This window comes from Pseudomonas sp. CFII64 (assembly GCF_000416235.1).
Taxonomy (GTDB): Bacteria; Pseudomonadota; Gammaproteobacteria; order Pseudomonadales; family Pseudomonadaceae; genus Aquipseudomonas.
In genome coordinates this window covers 41,110-57,952 of record NZ_ATLO01000031.1, presented here as the reverse complement: position 1 = coordinate 57,952, position 16,843 = coordinate 41,110, and the positions used below count along the sequence as shown (strand labels likewise).

Annotated in this window: 17 protein-coding genes and 1 pseudogene; 6 read left to right on the top strand and 12 right to left on the bottom strand. The window is 57.8% G+C overall.

Annotation, left to right across the window (positions count from 1 at the left end; all coding sequences use genetic code 11):
* Positions 1–312: 312 nt before the first annotated feature.
* A complete protein-coding gene (locus CFII64_RS29035) occupies positions 313–2,658 on the top strand; it encodes an ATP-binding protein (protein ID WP_020291542.1) in 2,346 nt (781 codons plus the stop codon).
* Between the two features lie 36 nt (positions 2,659–2,694).
* Here CFII64_RS29035 and CFII64_RS14480 read toward each other — a convergent pair whose 3' ends face one another.
* Together CFII64_RS14480 and CFII64_RS14475 are read right to left on the bottom strand one after the other, a co-directional pair.
* A complete protein-coding gene (locus CFII64_RS14480) occupies positions 2,695–3,099 on the bottom strand; it encodes a TraR/DksA C4-type zinc finger protein (RefSeq protein WP_020291541.1) in 405 nt (134 codons plus the stop codon).
* A 514-nt stretch (positions 3,100–3,613) separates the two neighbouring features.
* Positions 3,614–4,633 (bottom strand): Gfo/Idh/MocA family oxidoreductase, encoded by a 1,020-nt coding sequence (locus CFII64_RS14475; RefSeq protein ID WP_020291540.1) that lies wholly within the window; start codon positions 4,631–4,633, stop codon positions 3,614–3,616.
* A gap of 181 nt (positions 4,634–4,814) precedes the next feature.
* Between CFII64_RS14475 and CFII64_RS30555 the strand changes: the two are divergent.
* Positions 4,815–5,669: pseudogene (locus tag CFII64_RS30555) on the top strand (PAS domain-containing protein); the annotation flags it as partial.
* Positions 5,670–5,762: 93 nt separating this feature from the next.
* Complete coding sequence (locus CFII64_RS30550) at positions 5,763–6,218, top strand: methyl-accepting chemotaxis protein (protein ID WP_371106447.1); 456 nt, start codon at positions 5,763–5,765, stop codon at positions 6,216–6,218.
* Positions 6,219–6,352: 134 nt separating this feature from the next.
* Here CFII64_RS30550 and CFII64_RS14465 read toward each other — a convergent pair whose 3' ends face one another.
* The 5 genes from CFII64_RS14465 to CFII64_RS14445 form a co-directional block, all read right to left on the bottom strand.
* Positions 6,353–7,357: a lysylphosphatidylglycerol synthase domain-containing protein gene (locus CFII64_RS14465; RefSeq protein ID WP_020291538.1), complete on the bottom strand. Its 1,005-nt coding sequence runs from the start codon at positions 7,355–7,357 to the stop codon at positions 6,353–6,355.
* Positions 7,354–8,640 carry a cardiolipin synthase ClsB gene (clsB, locus tag CFII64_RS14460; protein ID WP_020291537.1) on the bottom strand — a complete coding sequence of 429 codons (1,287 nt, stop codon included), beginning with the start codon at positions 8,638–8,640 and terminating at the stop codon, positions 7,354–7,356. Before clsB ends, CFII64_RS14465 begins: the two co-directional genes overlap by 4 nt.
* A complete protein-coding gene (locus CFII64_RS14455) occupies positions 8,637–9,422 on the bottom strand; it encodes an endonuclease/exonuclease/phosphatase family protein (protein WP_020291536.1) in 786 nt (261 codons plus the stop codon). Before CFII64_RS14455 ends, clsB begins: the two co-directional genes overlap by 4 nt.
* Positions 9,419–10,336: a DUF72 domain-containing protein gene (locus CFII64_RS14450; RefSeq protein ID WP_020291535.1), complete on the bottom strand. Its 918-nt coding sequence runs from the start codon at positions 10,334–10,336 to the stop codon at positions 9,419–9,421. Before CFII64_RS14450 ends, CFII64_RS14455 begins: the two co-directional genes overlap by 4 nt.
* A 109-nt stretch (positions 10,337–10,445) precedes the next feature.
* A complete protein-coding gene (locus CFII64_RS14445) occupies positions 10,446–10,664 on the bottom strand; it encodes a hypothetical protein (RefSeq protein WP_020291534.1) in 219 nt (72 codons plus the stop codon).
* A 206-nt stretch (positions 10,665–10,870) separates the two neighbouring features.
* Between CFII64_RS14445 and CFII64_RS14440 the strand changes: the two genes are divergently transcribed.
* From CFII64_RS14440 to CFII64_RS14435, 3 genes are all read left to right on the top strand, one after another.
* On the top strand, positions 10,871–11,299 hold the full coding sequence (locus tag CFII64_RS14440; RefSeq protein WP_020291533.1) for a hypothetical protein: 429 nt from the start codon (positions 10,871–10,873) through the stop codon (positions 11,297–11,299).
* 148 nt (positions 11,300–11,447) lie between these two features.
* On the top strand, positions 11,448–11,603 hold the full coding sequence (locus tag CFII64_RS29370; protein WP_020291532.1) for a KGG domain-containing protein: 156 nt from the start codon (positions 11,448–11,450) through the stop codon (positions 11,601–11,603).
* A 70-nt stretch (positions 11,604–11,673) separates the two neighbouring features.
* Entirely contained in the window at positions 11,674–12,180 is a 507-nt protein-coding gene (locus CFII64_RS14435) for a DUF4142 domain-containing protein (RefSeq protein ID WP_020291531.1), read from the top strand.
* Between the two features lie 60 nt (positions 12,181–12,240).
* Here CFII64_RS14435 and CFII64_RS14430 read toward each other — a convergent pair whose 3' ends face one another.
* From CFII64_RS14430 to CFII64_RS14410, 5 genes are all read right to left on the bottom strand, one after another.
* Positions 12,241–12,879, bottom strand: a complete 639-nt coding sequence (locus CFII64_RS14430; protein ID WP_177325421.1) for an ABATE domain-containing protein — start codon at positions 12,877–12,879, stop codon at positions 12,241–12,243.
* A gap of 84 nt (positions 12,880–12,963) precedes the next feature.
* The gene (cysC, locus tag CFII64_RS14425) at positions 12,964–13,587 is read right to left on the bottom strand and encodes an adenylyl-sulfate kinase (protein WP_020291529.1); all 624 of its coding nucleotides are present in this window, start codon (positions 13,585–13,587) and stop codon (positions 12,964–12,966) included.
* A gap of 38 nt (positions 13,588–13,625) precedes the next feature.
* Positions 13,626–14,825 (bottom strand): nitrate/nitrite transporter, encoded by a 1,200-nt coding sequence (locus tag CFII64_RS14420; RefSeq protein ID WP_044901403.1) that lies wholly within the window; start codon positions 14,823–14,825, stop codon positions 13,626–13,628.
* 38 nt (positions 14,826–14,863) lie between these two features.
* Positions 14,864–15,661: a bifunctional 2-polyprenyl-6-hydroxyphenol methylase/3-demethylubiquinol 3-O-methyltransferase UbiG gene (locus CFII64_RS14415; protein ID WP_020291527.1), complete on the bottom strand. Its 798-nt coding sequence runs from the start codon at positions 15,659–15,661 to the stop codon at positions 14,864–14,866.
* A complete protein-coding gene (locus CFII64_RS14410; protein ID WP_020291526.1) occupies positions 15,642–16,808 on the bottom strand; it encodes a hypothetical protein in 1,167 nt (388 codons plus the stop codon). Before CFII64_RS14410 ends, CFII64_RS14415 begins: the two co-directional genes overlap by 20 nt.
* Between the last annotated feature and the right edge of the window lie 35 nt (positions 16,809–16,843).

Sequence of the window (16,843 nt, the reverse complement as noted above, 5' to 3'; positions counted from 1 at the left end):
ACGCGAACGCGATGCTTTGCAGACCGGGCACCAACCAGCGGGCAGTACCGGCCGATCGGGCTTCGCCTGGCTGACCCTCCAGTGGAGGGCCGGTCAAGATTCCATTTGCGGCCATAGCCTTCACCCCGTTTGTGCTTATCGTTATTTATCTGCATTAAACGCCACATAGCAGCCACACGCCATGAGTCGTTAGTTGTAAACAATCCACGATAGAACTCTTGCTGCTCTGGCCCGGTCGTATCTGCATACAGCGGGGCAACGGCAAGCGATACGCTCGGTATTTCGAATATTTCAATCAAGTTGAGGCATGTCTTGAGTTCTGCAAGCACCCCGGTTTCGGCTGACATATTTATCGGCGACAGCGCGATGGCGCAGCGCATGAGGGCTCATGACTGGGCTGCGACCCCATTGGGCCCCGCAGAACACTGGCCGCAGTCGCTGAAAATGGCACTGCACATTCTGCTCACCTCGAAATTCGAGATGTGGTTGGGCTGGGGCGATCAAGTCCATTTCTTCTATAACGATGCCTACCGCCCGACCCTCGGTCAGAAGGATCCACATGCGCTAGGGATGCCACTGCGCGAGCTGTGGCCGGAGATCTGGCTGGAAGTCAAACCACGCATCGAGGCGGTGTATCAGCAAGGGACAGCGACCTGGGATCAGTCACTGTTGCTGATCCTGCACCGCCATGAATACCCGGAAGAAACCTACCACAGCTTCTCCTATAGCCCGCTGATCGGCGACCACGGCAAAATCCAGGGCCTGTTCTGCGCCGTCACCGAAGACACCGACCGTGTACTGAATGAACGACGTCTGGCGCTGCTGCGCTCGGTTGCCAGCGAGATGGCCGGCACCCGGGATCGAACCGGCATTTTTGCGAATCTGCAAAACGCCCTCTCGCAACCGTCCCGTGACCTGCCGTTCAGCCTGACATTTGTTCTCGACGAACAGGGCGTGGCAATTCTGAGTGGCAGCAGCGGTTTTGACGAACATCATGGCGATGCCGCCCGGCAGGTGGCCAGACTGGAGCAGTCGCACTGGAACCGTTCGGGTGCGCAGCGGCCGAACCGCCTGGCGCTGCTGGACTTGACGCCTGTCTCAGCGATCCTGCCCTGTGGCGCTTGGGACCAGCCGCCAGCGGTGATGGCCATGGTGCCCCTCAAAGGCACCGATCCACAGCAGCTCAACGGCTTCATGCTGATTGGCCTGAACCCCTATCGGCCCCACGATGCGGATTATTTAAGCTTCATCGAGCTGATCGCCGGGCAAGTGGGCTCCAGCCTGACCCGTGTCGATGTCTACGAAGCCGAGCACCGTCGCGCCGAGGCGCTGGCCGATGCATTGCAGATGCGCCAGGCCGCCGCCGATCTGCTGCACCAAGCCAATCAGCAGCTGAGCGCCGAAGTCGAACAACGCAATCAGGCACTCGACGAAGCGTTGGCGCAGCTCAAGAAAGAGGCCAGCGAGCGTGAAGCCATCCAGGAAGCGCTGCGCCAGTCGCAGAAAATGGAAGCTCTGGGGCAACTCACCGGAGGCATTGCGCATGATTTCAATAATTTGCTGACGGGCATCATCGGATCACTGGAAATGATCAGTCGCCGCAGCAGCAGCGGCAAGGTTGCCGACTCTCAGCGCTATATCGACGCCGCCACCCAGTCAGCCAATCGAGCCGCGACCCTCACTCATCGTCTGCTGGCGTTCTCCCGTCGCCAGCCATTGATTCCGCGCCCCACCGATGTCAATCAATTGATGCTGTCGATGGAGGACATTCTTCGGCGCTCCCTGAAAGAAGACATTCGCATGCATTTATTTGCCCATGACGAGCTGTGGCAAACGCTGTGCGATCCCCATCAGCTGGAAAGCGCCCTGCTCAACCTGGTGATCAATGCCCGGGACGCCATGCCCGATGGCGGTCAGCTGACCATCGACATCGGCAACGTCACGCTGGCCCGAACCGCCATTGCCAGGCAGGTCGACGCGGTGCCGGGTGATTATGTCTGCATCTGTATCCGGGACACCGGTTTCGGCATGCCGCCGGATGTACTTGCCCATGCCTTTGAACCGTTCTACACCACCAAACCTCAGGGCCAGGGCACCGGCCTGGGCCTGTCCATGGTGTATGGCTTCGTCCGCCAATCCGGCGGTTACGTACGCATTGATTCGATTCAGGGACAAGGCACCGAAGTGCGGCTTTACCTGCGCCGCCACGATCCTGTCGAGGCGTCCCAGAACCCGACAAGCGCGGACCAAAGCTCGGCCTCGGTCAGCGGGTTTACAGTCCTGGTGGTGGAGGACGAACAAACGGTACGGGAGTTGGTGCTGGAGGTGTTGCAGGATTTTGCCTGTGTGACGCTGCAAGCGGCAGATGGGCTTTCAGGCCTGGCGATTCTGGAAAGCGAGCAGACCGTGGATCTGCTGATCAGTGATATCGGGCTGCCCGGCCTGAACGGGCGGCAGCTGGCTGACGCGGCACGAGTCAAACGTCCGGCTTTGCCCATTCTGCTAATGACCGGCTACGCAGAAAACGCGGCGCTGGCCAGTGGATTTCTGGAGGAAGGCATGCAAATGCTGACCAAGCCATTCACCCTTGCCCAACTGACTGGACGGATTCACGCGATGCTCGATTGCGGGCAGGCGCAAACCGCCGGGAAACCTTGAGGGCTGCGCCTCACGAGCTCCCAGGCGTGGGTGTTGTCAGGCTTGACGCTGATGCTTGTCGATCTGCTCGTGACGCTCTTGCGCTTCGATGCAGTATTTGGTGGTAGGACTGATCAGCAGGCGTTTCAGGCCGATAGCCTCGCCGCTGTCGTCGCACCAGCCAAAGCTGTCATCGGCAATGCGTGCCAAAGCCATTTCCAGCTGTGGAAGCATGCGCTGATCGCGATCAATCACGTTCACCAGCCAGTGGCGCTCTTCCTCGACCGAGGCGGCGTCCGCAGGATCAGCAGGCGTGTCCAGGCTTTCGATCGCGATGCGGCTCTGCTCGATGCGCTCGTGGATTTCGATCTTCATGCCCTGCAACAGCTCGACGAAGAAAGCGTGCTGCTCGGCATTCATGTAGTCATCGGCCGGCATGGCCAGCAACTTTTCCTTTGTCATTGATTTCTCTATAAAAAAAACGTGCATTAAGGCGAATTAAGGAGCGGCTCAGCGTTGCCGTAAAAGCGCCATAGTCTCCAAGCGCCACCTGGCACTCAATTTACGAGGGGCGGCAGTCTAAGGCCGGCTTGGGCAGTCGGCAACATAATTGACGCGAATTGGTGTAACAAGTCCCGCAACAACTTGTTAAACGCGGGCTGTAACGCCTGTCCGCTGGTCGCCGGGATCGACTTGACCAGCCCATGACAGAAAATAATCGCGGACAAAGCCACTTATGTAGCCAGGTTCAAGGACCTGGAAAAGTGGTGGTGTCCGCGACCGGGTGATTCATATTCCGCGACTCTCGCCAGCGACCCCATTCTGACTGCCTGCAAGCACATCGGTTCCGAATCGCTCATTACAACAGGAGCCTTGGCCCGGCAGTTCTTTTTACGTCCATTAAAGTGGCATCTGGCCTTCAGGCCGAATATACGCAGCATCAGCAGCAAAGGTAAAGCCACTCACCGTCCCGACGTTACAAAATCACCACTCGCCGCTCTTCAGCGCTCCGGCGCGCAGCATCCAGTACCCGCGCCCCGGCTACCGCGTCATGCGGGTCAACCGGGTTGGGCCCGTTGCCTGCAATGGCGTCCTGCAATTGTCGATAGAATTCCAGCCAGCAACCACGCTCGGACGCCACGTGCTGACGGGTTTCGCCCTGCTCCAGCCAACCCCAACGCCGGGTTGCTTCCACTCCCCAACGCTCGCCTTCGGAGGCAGGCGTCAACCCCGCGAGCGAGGCAGCCTCCTGACCGTCAAGGCCGTCGACGCTGTAGCAGCCTGATGCACCGCTGACCCGAAAGCGTGGGCCAGGATGATTCTGCAGGCAACTGCCCCATAAATGTGAAATCACCCCGTTGCGATGGGTCAGCGAAACGAAAAACTGATGGTCGACATCCGCGCTCGGCGTGGCGAAACCCAGCTCTGCGTACACCCTGGCCACAGGTCCGAACAACAGCAATGCCTGATCCACCAGATGGCTGCCGAGATCGCGCAACATGCCGCCGCCACTGGCTTTGCCGACAGATTTAGGGGAATAACGCTCGACGCGGGATTCAAAACGGCTGATTTCACCCAGAACGCCGTCATCAATCAATTTACGCAAGGTGAGAAAGTCAGAGTCCCAGCGACGATTCTGGTAAACACTGAGCAGCACGCCCTTGCGCCCGGCCGCATCCACCAACGCCTGCGCCTGCTCGGCATTGGCGGCGAACGGCTTGTCGCTGACCACCGCGACTCCGAGGTCGATGGCCTCCAGAATCAGCGCCTGGCGAGTCGCCAGCGGCGTGGAAATCGCTACGGCATCGATCCCGGCGTCGACCAGATCAGCCAGGCTGTCAAACGCCTGGGCCTGAGGATAATCCTGCGCCAGCTCTTGTCGACGCTGCGCTGAACGGGTCACAACGCCGACGAACGTGGCGCCCGGCAAGCTGGTAATCAATGGCGCATGAAAATAACGACCGCCTTTGCCGTAACCCACCAATCCGATTCGCATGGTCCTTTCCTTCTCTACCTGTCCGGTTGGTCGAGAGCTTACCCGCTTCAACTCCACTGCATGGCCTGCGTCTGACGTGTTTCACGGCGGGAAGACACTCAAATGGGTTATTTTCTTGTACAGGAATATATATTTGTACAATTAATTGCGCATTTTTGTACAAGAATACTATGATGGCCTTATGCACCGGATTGCATCAGGGTCACTTCAAGACCCAGCCTGCCAGGGACCTGGGCGTCACGCTGTGCACCCAGTCGAGCTATCCATCATGCTATTTAACTCCTACAAGAAAGAAGTACACGACCTCCAGGAAATCATCGCCCGCCAAGCGAGCTTGTTGCAGGCTATCGACCGATCCATGGCCTCGGTCGAATTCGATCTGGATGGCATGCTTATCAGTGCCAACGACAACTTCCTCAAGACCATGCGCTACCGCCGCGAGGACGTGATCGGTAAACCACACAAGCTGTTTTGCAGCTTCGAATATGCCCGTAGCGCCGAATATCAGCAGTTATGGTCGCGTCTGCGCGCTGGCGAGTTCGTGTCGGCCACCTTTTGCAGACTGGCTGGCGATGGGCAGAATGTCTGGTTGGAAGCCAGCTACAACCCGATCAAGGACAGTTCCGGCAATGTGGTCAAGATCGTCAAGCACGCGCTGGACGTGACTGAACGGATCCAGACCGAAAGCGAGGCCAACAGCAAGCTCGCCGGTCTGGACCGCGCCATGGCGGTGATCGAGTTTGATATGGAGGGGCGCATTCTGTGCGCCAACGATAATCTGATGCGACTGCTGGGCTACAAAGAAGCTGAGCTGGTTGGCCAGAATCACCGCATGCTGTGCCCGCCCGAGCTTATTAACAGCAATGAATACCGGGACTTCTGGCAGCGCCTGAACAAGGGTGAATTTTTCAGCGGCCAGTTCAAACGCTTGAGCCGCCGCGGCGACACATTGTGGCTGGAAGCCAGCTATAACCCGGTGTACGACGCCAATGGCGATCTGCTCAAAGTAGTCAAGTTTGCCACCGACATCACGGCACGCATCGAACAACATAGCCGTGATACCGAAAGCGCCGCTCAGGCTTATCACATATCAGTCCAGACACAGAAGGTTGCCGAGCAAGGCACGCAGGTGATTCAACAGGCCGCCAGCGAGATGCGCCAGATTTCGGCGAACATCGATTCGTCGTCACGAATGATTGCCCAACTCGGCGAGCGTTCGGAGCAGATCACCACCATCGTCAATACCATTCGCAGCATTGCCGACCAGACCAACCTGCTGGCCCTCAACGCTGCCATTGAAGCGGCTCGCGCTGGCGATCAAGGCCGGGGGTTTGCGGTGGTCGCTGACGAAGTGCGCCAACTGGCTGGACGCACCAGTCGCTCGACAGCAGAAATTTCGGAAATGATCGGGGTGATCCAATCGGAAACCCACCAAGCGATTTCCAGCATGGACAACACCCGCACCAATGCCAGCAAAGGCGTAGAGCTGGCTGACCAGGCGGGGGCGGTGATCGTGCAAATCACCGAGGGCACCAATAATGCAGTGGATGCGGTGCGGATGTTTGCCCAGACTTCGAAGCGGTAAGGCCACACGCGGTGCGGCGTCGCAGGTGACGCCTTCCCGGACAAGTCCGGTCCTACCGATCTGTGCACGCCCGGTAGGAGGGGACTTGTCCCCGAAGTGGCCAGCCCGGCCGACCGCAGCCTGCCGCCAACGAGCTAGCGCCCGTCCTGATTCCTCTCCCCCATCTTTTTGCTGCGTTTTTCCAGGATCAGATACACGACCAAGGCGATCAGCAGCGGCATGAGGAAGTAGATGGCCCGATAGCCGATCAGCGCCGCGAGCAAGGTGCCCTTGGAAAACTCATGCTGCATCAAAGTGATGAACACGGTTTCCAGGACGCCGAGCCCCGCCGGGATGTGGGTAATCACGCCCGCGATGCTGCTGATCAGCAACACCCCAAGAATCGCCGGGTAAAACGCCTTTTCCGGCAGCAGGGTATAAATCACCAAGGCCATCAGCGACCAGTTCAACGCGCCGAGACTGGCCTGGGTCAACGCCTGTTTCAGGGAAGGCAGCGTGACTTCCTGCTCACGGATCGTCCAGGAACGACGCCTGGAAAAACGGCACGCCAATAGATAGCCACTCGCGACCAGCAACAAGGCAACGCCGATCAGGCGCAGTGACGTCGTGCCTACCGCCCAGTCCTTGGGCAATTCAAGAAAGCCCATGGAGAACACCACGCCCGCCACGAACATGTAACCCAGCCAGTTGGTAATCAGGCTGAGGCTCAGGATGCGCGTAATCGTCGGCACGTCCAGCCCGAGTCGCGAATAAAGCCGATAACGCAAGGCAATGCCGCCCACCCACGAACTGAGGTTAAGGTTGAACGCGTAACAGACGAATGCGACGGGCACGACCTGTTGGATCGACAGCTTGTGCCCGGTATAAAACCGCGCCAGCACATCGAAACAGCAATAAGTGAGGTAACTGCACAGCGCAATGCCGAAAGCCAGCGCCAAGGTGCTGATCTTGTAAGACAGCAAGGCCTGTTTGACTTCCTGCCAGTCAAGATTCTTCACCAACAAAAACAGCAACACCGGCACTGCGACGAAGAAAAACACGTTGAACGCGCGCTTGGCCCATTTCCATTTGCTGCTCTGCTGCTTGCCGCCCTGTTTTGCGCTGGTGCGCTCAGAAGGTGCATCGGATGCCTGAATCATGCGGATTTCTCCTGATCGGACTGCAGATTGACCCGCATGTCATGGGTGACGCCGTCTTTTTGCTCCTGCTCGATGACACTTGCCTCGGGGATGACATCCGCCGCGCGCAGCGGTTTGAGCCGCAGGCCATGGGCGGGAAACAGGCCGGCAATGGCTGGAAAATGCCGCAGGAAGTGAAAGCTGAGGACAATCATCGGCGCGCGCCACCATTGCCCGCGGGCGGCGCCTTTCAAGCTGATCTGCTGACTGTGTGCAGCGGCCAGGTCGCGCAGATGTTCGTGCAAGTGCTGATTGAGCCCAGGATCGCGAATGAACAGATTCACTTCCAGGTTCAGCGCCAGGCTCAACGGGTCGAGGTTGCTGGAACCCACGGTGGACCATTCGCGATCGATCAGCGCCACTTTGCCATGCAGCGCTCGCTGCTTATATTCGTGGATGACCACACCTTCACGCAGCAGGAAGGTGTAAGTCAGCCGCGAGCAGACCCGTACAAAGGGCATATCAGGCTGGCCCTGAAGGATCAGGGTCACCTTGACGCCACGCCGTGCCGCATTGCGTAACTCGCGCAGAAAACGATAACTGGGGAAGAAATACGCATTGGCAATGGTGATGCGATGGCTCGCGTTGCGCATCGCCAGCAAGTATTGCTCTTCGATATCGGTGGTGTGTTCCTTGTTATCGCGCTCGCACAGCAACATCCGCGCGCTGCCGGCGTGATGCGGCTCGATGCGCAGCGGCTTGAATTTGGACCGCACGGCTTCGCCCAGCATGCCCATGGCCGAGGCGTGAATATCCGCCACGATGGGACCACGCACCATTACCGCGTAATCCTGCTTGGCCGTCACGCCGGTGTCGCTCATGTGGTCGACGCTGTAATTGATGCCGCCGATGAACCCGATCTCGCCGTCCACCACCACGACCTTGCGATGCAGGCGCCGGAACAGGTTGGTGCGCATACCCATAAACCGCGGCCGGGGATCGAACAACTGGATATGGACTCCGGCGGCAATCATCCGCCCGACAAAGGAGTTACTCAGGTCCGAAGTGCCATAGTCATCGACGGTGACCACCACCCGCGCGCCATTGGCCGCGGCCTGCAGCAAGGCCTGTTGCAGCGCTTCGCCGACCCGGTCTTCGAAAATGATGAAGGTTTCCAGCAACACTTCCTTGCGCGCCGCGCGGATGCAGTCGAAAACCCGGGTGAAATAATCTTCGCCGTTGATCAGCAGCTCTACCGAGTTGCCATCGCGCCACTGTCCGTGGTGTTTCATGTGATCGTTCATAAGGTCACCTCCACTGCGAGTGGCGCATGATCGGAGAGATGCGACCATGGCCGATTGGACAATACTTTGGGCTTGTGCGTGGTTGCATTGCGTACATAAATCCGGTCCAGCGCGAGCAACGGCCAACGCGCCGGGAAGCTCTTGGCCGGCGCGCCGAATTTATCGACAAACGCCTCATGCAGACCGGTTCCGGCCAGTTGTCCATCGGCCCGTTGTCGCCAGTCGTTGAAATCCCCGGCGACGATGACCGGCGCTGACTCCGGCAAGCGCGCCAACAGCTCGGCGAGCAGCTTCAATTGCTGGCGGCGATGCCCTTCACGCAGGCCCAGATGCACGCAAATGGCATGCACCTGACCAAAATGCGGGACTTCCAGAACGCAATGGAGCAGACCGCGTTCCTCGGTGCCATGAATGGACACGTCCAGATTCTCATGGTGGCTGATGGGGTATTTGGACAGCAGCGCATTACCATGATCGCCATCGGGATACACCGCATTGCGACCATAGGCGAAGTCGCTCCACATGCTGTCCGCCAGAAACTCATACTGCGAGGTGGTCGGCCAACCCTTCACGCGTTGGGCGTGGCTTTGATGTTCGCCATGCACCTCCTGCAGAAACACCACATCGGCGGAAACGCTGCGCACGGCATCCCGCAGCTCCGGCAAAATAAAGCGCCGATTGAAGATCCCGAAACCCATGTGCATGTTCATCGTCAGCACGTTCAGCGACACACCGGTCGCGGTGGGGGTACGTACGCCAGTCGGCGTAATGGCACTGCTCAAAACTTCACTCCTTGCAGGTCGCCCGGCGCCACTTCCAGTCCTTGAGTCAAGTCGAAGCGTTCCAGCAGTTGGCGAGCGTCATAAGGCGCCCTGACTTTGATGTCGTTGTCGAAGTAGCAATATATGTCCCGGGACTTACGCTTTGGACCGGCCTTGGCGACGATCAGGTGCGCGTCAGCGGGTTGCGACCCCTCGCGCCAGGCCTGAATCCGGTCGCCCCAGCGCTTGAGTGCCTTGTCGGTATAACCACTGGCGTAGAGCTTTTCATCGCCATGCAGTCGCAGGTAAACGAAGTCGCTGGTCAGGTCTTCGATATACGGCCACTTGCCGGCGGTATCCGCCACCACCAACGCGACCTCGTACTTGCGCAACAGCGCGACGAATTCCGGAACCAGGAAGCTCTTGTTGCGGATCTCCACGGCATGCCGCACACGACCGGTTTTCGGCATGTCCAGGTAGCCGGGCTGTTCCATGCGCTCATCGCAGCCTTTGGCGCAGGCCCTGGCTTGCTTCATGTCTTTTGGCAGCAGTTGCAGAAAGTGCTCGAATTGCTGCGCATCGAATTTGAAGCTCGGCGGAAATTGCCAGAGAATCGGCCCCAACTTGTGCTTGAGCTGAAAAAGGCCCGAGGCAAAGAAATTCGCGACGGGCTTTTCAATGTCGTTGAGACGTTTTACATGGGTGATGAAACGCGGCGCCTTGACGCTGAACACGAAGTCGTCAGGCACTTCGGCAAACCAGCCAGCGTACAGCTTTGGTGTTTTCAGGGAGTAAAACGAGCCATTGATCTCGATGCTGTTCACAGCACGCGAGGCAAATTTCAGCTCGTTTTTCTGGGTCAATTCCTCCGGATAGAAATCGCCCCGCCATGGAACATAGCGCCACCCGGAAATGCCAATGCGGATATCACTCATGGAAGTGGTCTCGGTTTCGTGTGCGATGTGAGGCGACAGTCACGTCATATGAAGCCTGTCGCTCGCACAGGTTCCCTAACCCGCATGGCTAACCCTTACAGCGTCGCGCCTAGAGCGGGCGATCCAGCACCGCATCGTCGTCTTCATCAATGACACCCAGGCTGCCCGGCAGGGTTTCCGGATCCGGCGGATCCACATCATTGCCAATGCCTGGCTCGGCTTCCGAAAAACCTGGATCAATCACATCGCCGTCGTCCAGATCGGCATCTTCATCGTCAAGTAAATCAGGATCCGGCGGGATTGATTGCTGGGTTGTTAAAGTATCCATAACCACCTCTTTGGCATGACCTCCGACGGAGGTCTTAACGATTCGAATACGCCCGTGTTGCGCCGTTCAATGCATTTACTGACCTTCTATCGGGTCTATTTCCTTATTGTTCAACTCTCGACTTAGCCGACCGCTCATCTGCAATCCTGAACTAATCAGCACCCTTCACTACCGAAACTCAACTGCCTGTTTGAGGAGAGTCATCAATGAAATTCAGGGTTTTATTGATCGTCGCCGGCTGCTTGTCCAGTAACGTCACCTGGGGCGAAGCCTGCCAGGTATTAACGCGAGCCGCAGGCCAGGGAATTGCGGTAGTGCAGCCGCAGACCTGTTACGAATACAAAGGTGTTGCGCCAGGTACTATCGACTGGTCGTGCAGTAACGAAGACAAAGATGCTTCGCCCGCTGATAAACGCAAGATAGACGCCTGCCCCAGTGGCGCGCAGGCCTCCTGTACGGCAACCCTGACCCAGGAAGCCTTGGCCAACGAGCGTTCAACCAGCAAGGAAGCCGACAAGGACTCGACCAACCTTCCTCCCGATGCGCAAGTTGTAACCCTGTATTACGAACTTACACCGCAGGCACGGATTGATTGCGAAAGAGGTGGCGGCCAATGGAAAACGTTGTCGCCCTGAATACTTTGCGCGCCGAGAGAGCGGAATGACCGCTCGTCGGGCCACTACAAATGTTCAATAAACTATTTCGGGAAAACCTGTTTCTCAAGAACACGAGGCAACTGTCTCGCCAGTGCCAACTCCAACAATACTCACAGGTGAAATGATCATGCCCAATACATCGAAACAGAAAGACGATGACAAATCGAAAACCACCGGAAAAGGCTCGGGCAACTTTGCCGACAATCCTGCAAAGGCTTCTGAAGCGGGCAAAAAAGGCGGCAAGGCCAGTTCCGGAAGTTCAAGTAAAAGTGCAAGCAAATAAAACAATACCTTCCAACGGGACGGGAACTACGGTTCCCGTCCTTCGGCATCAACGTTCTGGAGATCTGCCAATGAAGCAACTCACCGCATTCCTGCGTCCTACCGTGATCACCCTTGCCCTTGGGCTGACAACGATGAGCGCCTTTGCTGCCACTCCGGCCGGATTCGTCGATGACGCGTCGGCCAAAGGCCTGGCCGAGGTTCAGACCAGTGAGCTGGCATTACAAAAAAGCCAATCAGCCGATGTCAAAAAATTCGCCGAGATGATGATCGACGACCACACCGCTGCCAATGAAGAGCTGGCACAGGTGGCGTCGGGTCTGAAACTTAAAGTGGCAGACGAAGCGGAACTGATGGCCCGTGCGAAAAAAATGGTCCTTCAGGTTCGTGAAGAGTCGTTCGACAAGGCCTACGCCAACAACCAGGTCGTAGCCCACGAGCAAACCATCGAACTGTTTGAAGAAGAGATCAAATCGTCCAAGACGCCTGAGTTGACAGCCTTCGCCCAGAAAACGCTGCCAAAACTGCAGCATCACCTGGAACAGGCAAAAGCGCTTCAGGCCAAGTACAACAAGTAGTTCAAAGTGCACAGCCGTTTGCGTCTTCGGCGTCAGTCGCCGGGACGCAAATTCGGCATCCTAGATCGGCCACCCCGCGCTACTGCGTTTGCGCGCTTTTTCACGACTGCCACAGATATTCATCTGGCACCAGCGTCGACCGCCATTTTTTGAATTGTCGATAAACAGCCAGTCGCAATCAGGTGTCGCGCAGACTTTCAGGCGCAGCTGATCCGGACCGGTCAGCAGGCTTGCCGCCTGGGTTGCCAGTCGAGCCATGACATTGTCTGTGATGTCATCCAGGCTATTGCCGAGTTCCCACTGCCAGATCACGTGCGACTCTTGCATGACGAGCCGGCGCTTCGCGGCTGTGTTCGCCAGCACCTGATTCAGGTAATTCAAAGCACAGTCATCCAGTGGTCGTCCTTCGGCCACTGGCAGCAGCAGTTGGTAAAGCTGTTCACGGAACGCAATCAGGCGCTGGAAGGAGAATGCAGCTGCCGGTTGCTCGACCAGCCTCAGGCAATGCTCAAACTCCTGGTCGTTGATCAGGCGTGCGCGCTGGCACCAGCGCACCACATCTTCCAGGTTCGCCAGCTTGTCTACGACCTCCGTCAGCGAACTGCCCGGCCGACGTCCATTGCAGGTATTCAGGTAATCGAGTACTGCCAAGCCGCCCACCAGCCGCAGTGAGCTGATTTTGAGTTGACTGATAAACATGATCAGCCCCTTGTCTTGATCCGACCCGTGAAGCATGGCAGATATCAGCAAAGAACCAAGTTCTATCAGACGGCCTGTGACTATTCAAAATACGTCATAAAGGCTGCAGCCGCTTCGATCCAGCCAGGCACATATATCCTCTACCGACTCACCAATGCTCAGTACATCGCTGCGCAAATGCACTTCCGGAAACACCGGCGTTTCGTAAGGCGCATCAATGCCGGTGAAGTTGTGTAGCGCGCCACTTCTGGCCTTGCGATATAAGCCTTTGGGATCGCGTTGTTCGGCAACAGCGAGCGGCACGTCGACGAAAATTTCAGCAAAGCGTTCGCTGCCAACAATCGAACGCGCGTGATGCCGCGCCGTGCGAGTGGGTGAAATAAGCGCAACCATTACCGTCAGCCCCGCATCGGCCATCAATGCCGCGACTTCGGCCACCCGCCGAACATTTTCTTCCCGGTCGACGGCGCTGAAACCGAGATCCCGACACAGTCCGTTGCGCAACACGTCCCCATCAAGCATGCAGGTCTTCAGGCCTTGAGCGCGCAATGCAAAATCCAGCGCATTGGCGATGGTCGATTTGCCGGACGCGGACAGCCCGGTAAACCACAACACCGTACCCTGGTCATGCACAGCCGTAGCCGATCGATGGGACGCACAGGCACTGTGGTCATTGGGTTGTTGATAGTCATCAATGACGCCTTCCATAGCGAACTTTCTCCTGTTGAGGCTGTGTTGGTAAGTATTCAGTCGTCGGGGGGCTTGTCGGGCAACAGGGCGACCACTATCAGCTGCACCAGCAATAACCCGGCGATGCACAGATACAGCGGCGCAAAGGAACCCAGCAGTTCCTTGCAGGTGCCGCCGAGAAAATTACCCAGCACGCCGCCCACACCGATCAAGACATTGGCGATACCGAATGCGCGCGTCAGACAATCAAGCGGCACGATCTGTCCCAGATAAGTCGGGACCAGACCAAATACCGGGTAAAACGCCAGCGCAAATAAAAAGCCGGCCAGATAAAACCCGCTTTCACTGCCCAGGTAATAGACGCAAAGACTTGCCAGACCAGCGCTGACGAAACACAGCATCAAGGCTCGGCGCGAGCCCAGCCGATCAGCCACCCAGCCCACCAGAAAGCCCGCAGCCATTCCAACCGCGCCGATTGTCGACCACACCATCCCCGTGGTCGTCACGGACATGGCCAGCTCTTCACGCATGAATGGGGCCAGGTACGTCTGAAACGGCAGCAGCGTCAGGCCGTTGAGAAAAGCCACCAACCAGGTGAGATACAGCGGCACGGACAACCAGCTTTGCGTACCGCTCTGGGGGGACGCGACCGCATGAGATTGCAATGCGCCCGGCGATTGACGCAGCAAATACCACGCCGCGAGACACACCGTAATCGACAACAATCCGGCGATCAGCCAGATGGCACGCCATCCACCGTGAAGGGTCAACAGGCTGACCAGCACGCCATTGATGAAGACGCCGTAACTGGTGCCGCTGGAGATCAGCCCCATCACCCGCGCCCGGGTTGTCGCCGAAAAGTGGGTGGCGACGATTTCAGCCAGCGGGATGTAGGCCGATGCCGAGCAGCCGCCGAGCACAATCAGCAACCCGCCGGATATCCAGATTGAATCGCTGACACTCAGCCCCAGCAGCGCCAGTGAGGTAGCCACAGTCGAATACAGGCTGATTTTCCAGCCTGCAACGAAACCACTGAGGTAGCCGGCGAGCACCGAAAACCCCAGAAACCCGATCTGGGCGCCACCGGTAATCAGCCCGACGGTGGTGTAGTCAAAGCCGATGTCGCGACGCATGTCCACCAGCAAATTGGCGAACAGATAAACACCGAAACCATAGGTACAGGCAACGAAACCGGTCAGGACGATCGCCAGCACCACGCCGTTTCCGGCACGCGTGGCGCCCTCGACGGCGGCCATCGGCACAGGCTGGATTTGACTGCCGGCGGGCGACCTGTTCATTTGGCGATTGCCGTATGAATGATGAAGTCACAGTCCAGCGGGTCATAAATGTGCCGGAAATCACCAAACGACTGTGGCCTGAAAAAGCCGGCGTCACTGATCTCGTCCTTGAGTTCTTCCGGCAAAATCGGATAGACCTGCAACCGGTAGCAAGCGCCGTCGCTAAACGTATAGATGAACTCGCACAGTTGATCGCTGACCTGCCCCAGACTGACTTCGGCGTTGCGTCCGCAATAGTAGTAACGGCCCGATGACTTGAAGCGACCGGCCCGTATGGCGTGGAAGTTGCGCTGATCCACCACCAGCAGTCCGCACGGTTTGAGCAGCTGCCTGAACCGGCGCAAGACCCAATACCGATCATGCTTGTCGAACACATGACACAAGGAACTTCCCAGGCACAGTACGGCATCGAACGTGCCCAATCGGCGGGGCTCGAGTTCCAGCCAGTCGCGCTGCAAAATCGGGATATCCAGCCCTCTTGATTTAGCGTTGATGCGCGCCCGCTCCACCATCGTCGGACTGCCGTCGCACGCCAGAACGTTGAACCCCGCCTTCTGCAGTTGCACCGCATGAAAGCCGCTGCCGGTGGAAACATCGATAACCGTTTTGACGCCCAGCTTGCTCAGCAAATCGGCAAAAAAACTGCCTTCGCCGGCCGCACGCTTGTCCCAGTCGATCAGTTCGTCCCAGCGACTGACAAAGTCGCGGGTGTATTGGGTCGCGTAATCAGCAGCGCCAAAGCGGTTGCCGACCGGAACATGCCCCTTGCGCCCCTCACGCCGGATGTAGCTCATGTCTGGCACTCCCTGCCTGTTCGACCCGGTGGGCGTAGCCCTGATATTTGCGTCCCAGTTCCGCGGCCCATTGATGCACGTCTTGCAGGGGCATACGCGACACGGAATAGTCCAGCAGCGTTTCCATGACCGCCATCTGCTCAGGCTCGAATGAAACGCTGCCATCGGCGTTGATCGCGCGAATGCCATCCTGTTGCTGGCCGCGCTGGTTGATCGCAATGGCCTCGGTGCGTGCCACGCCGTAGGGCAAACTCAGCATTACCCGGCCCAGACCGACGCTGACCGGATAACCGCCCGGCAAACCACCCGGTGCCGGTGCATGGGCCTGCACCTCGTAGTCGGCAAACAGGTTTCCGATAACTTTGGTTGCTGAGGTTGCCGTCAGGAACTGCCCATCGACGCCGCCCAGACGGCGAAACTGGGTACGCACACTTTCGAAGATCAGGGCATCGTCAAATGCCCCCGTACAATCCTTGCCGTTGACGCGATAGTGCAGCGAATAGTTGGCGTTCGCCGGAAGTCCGGCGCGAGGCACGTAGTGGCTGAAGAAATGCGAAGCGATCAGCCTGACCTGCACCGCTTCGGGAGAACACATGGCCAGTCGTGCGATGGCCATGCGGGTGGCAGGAACCAGATTGGCGACATTGCCAATGCCGGTATCCGGCGCCATGCCCGCCTTGTCCAGCACCACATTCACAGCGTCAGGAAAAGCGCAGTTGACCACAATGGCCCGGCTCGCCGAATGTTTGACAGCGCGCATCAATTCGTAGGCCGGCGCCAGGTGCATCGGCAACCATGGACCGAGCTGCGCCTGATCCAGAGCCTGAAAAGCAGCAGCTGGCAATTGGGTAATCACTCGCCAGGATTGCAGTGAGGCGCAGTTGAGGATGATGTCTGGATGAATGCGGCTGATGATCGCGGAGTTCTCTTCGACGTTGCCTTCGCCAAGATTCATTTCCAAGGGGTGAATCGTACACAGCGTATTCATCTGCAGGCAGCTCAGTCGTACGAGATTGCAACTGCGGGTAGCTTTTTCCAGGTCGCGACTGGCAACGTAGAACATAAAATCGTTGCGTGGCGCCATGATCTGGAGAATCTGCAGGCAAAGGTTCCCGCCACCCACAATCAGTATTTTTTTCTTTTCCATGAATATCTCCCTATCGACAGACTGAAGCTCACGAA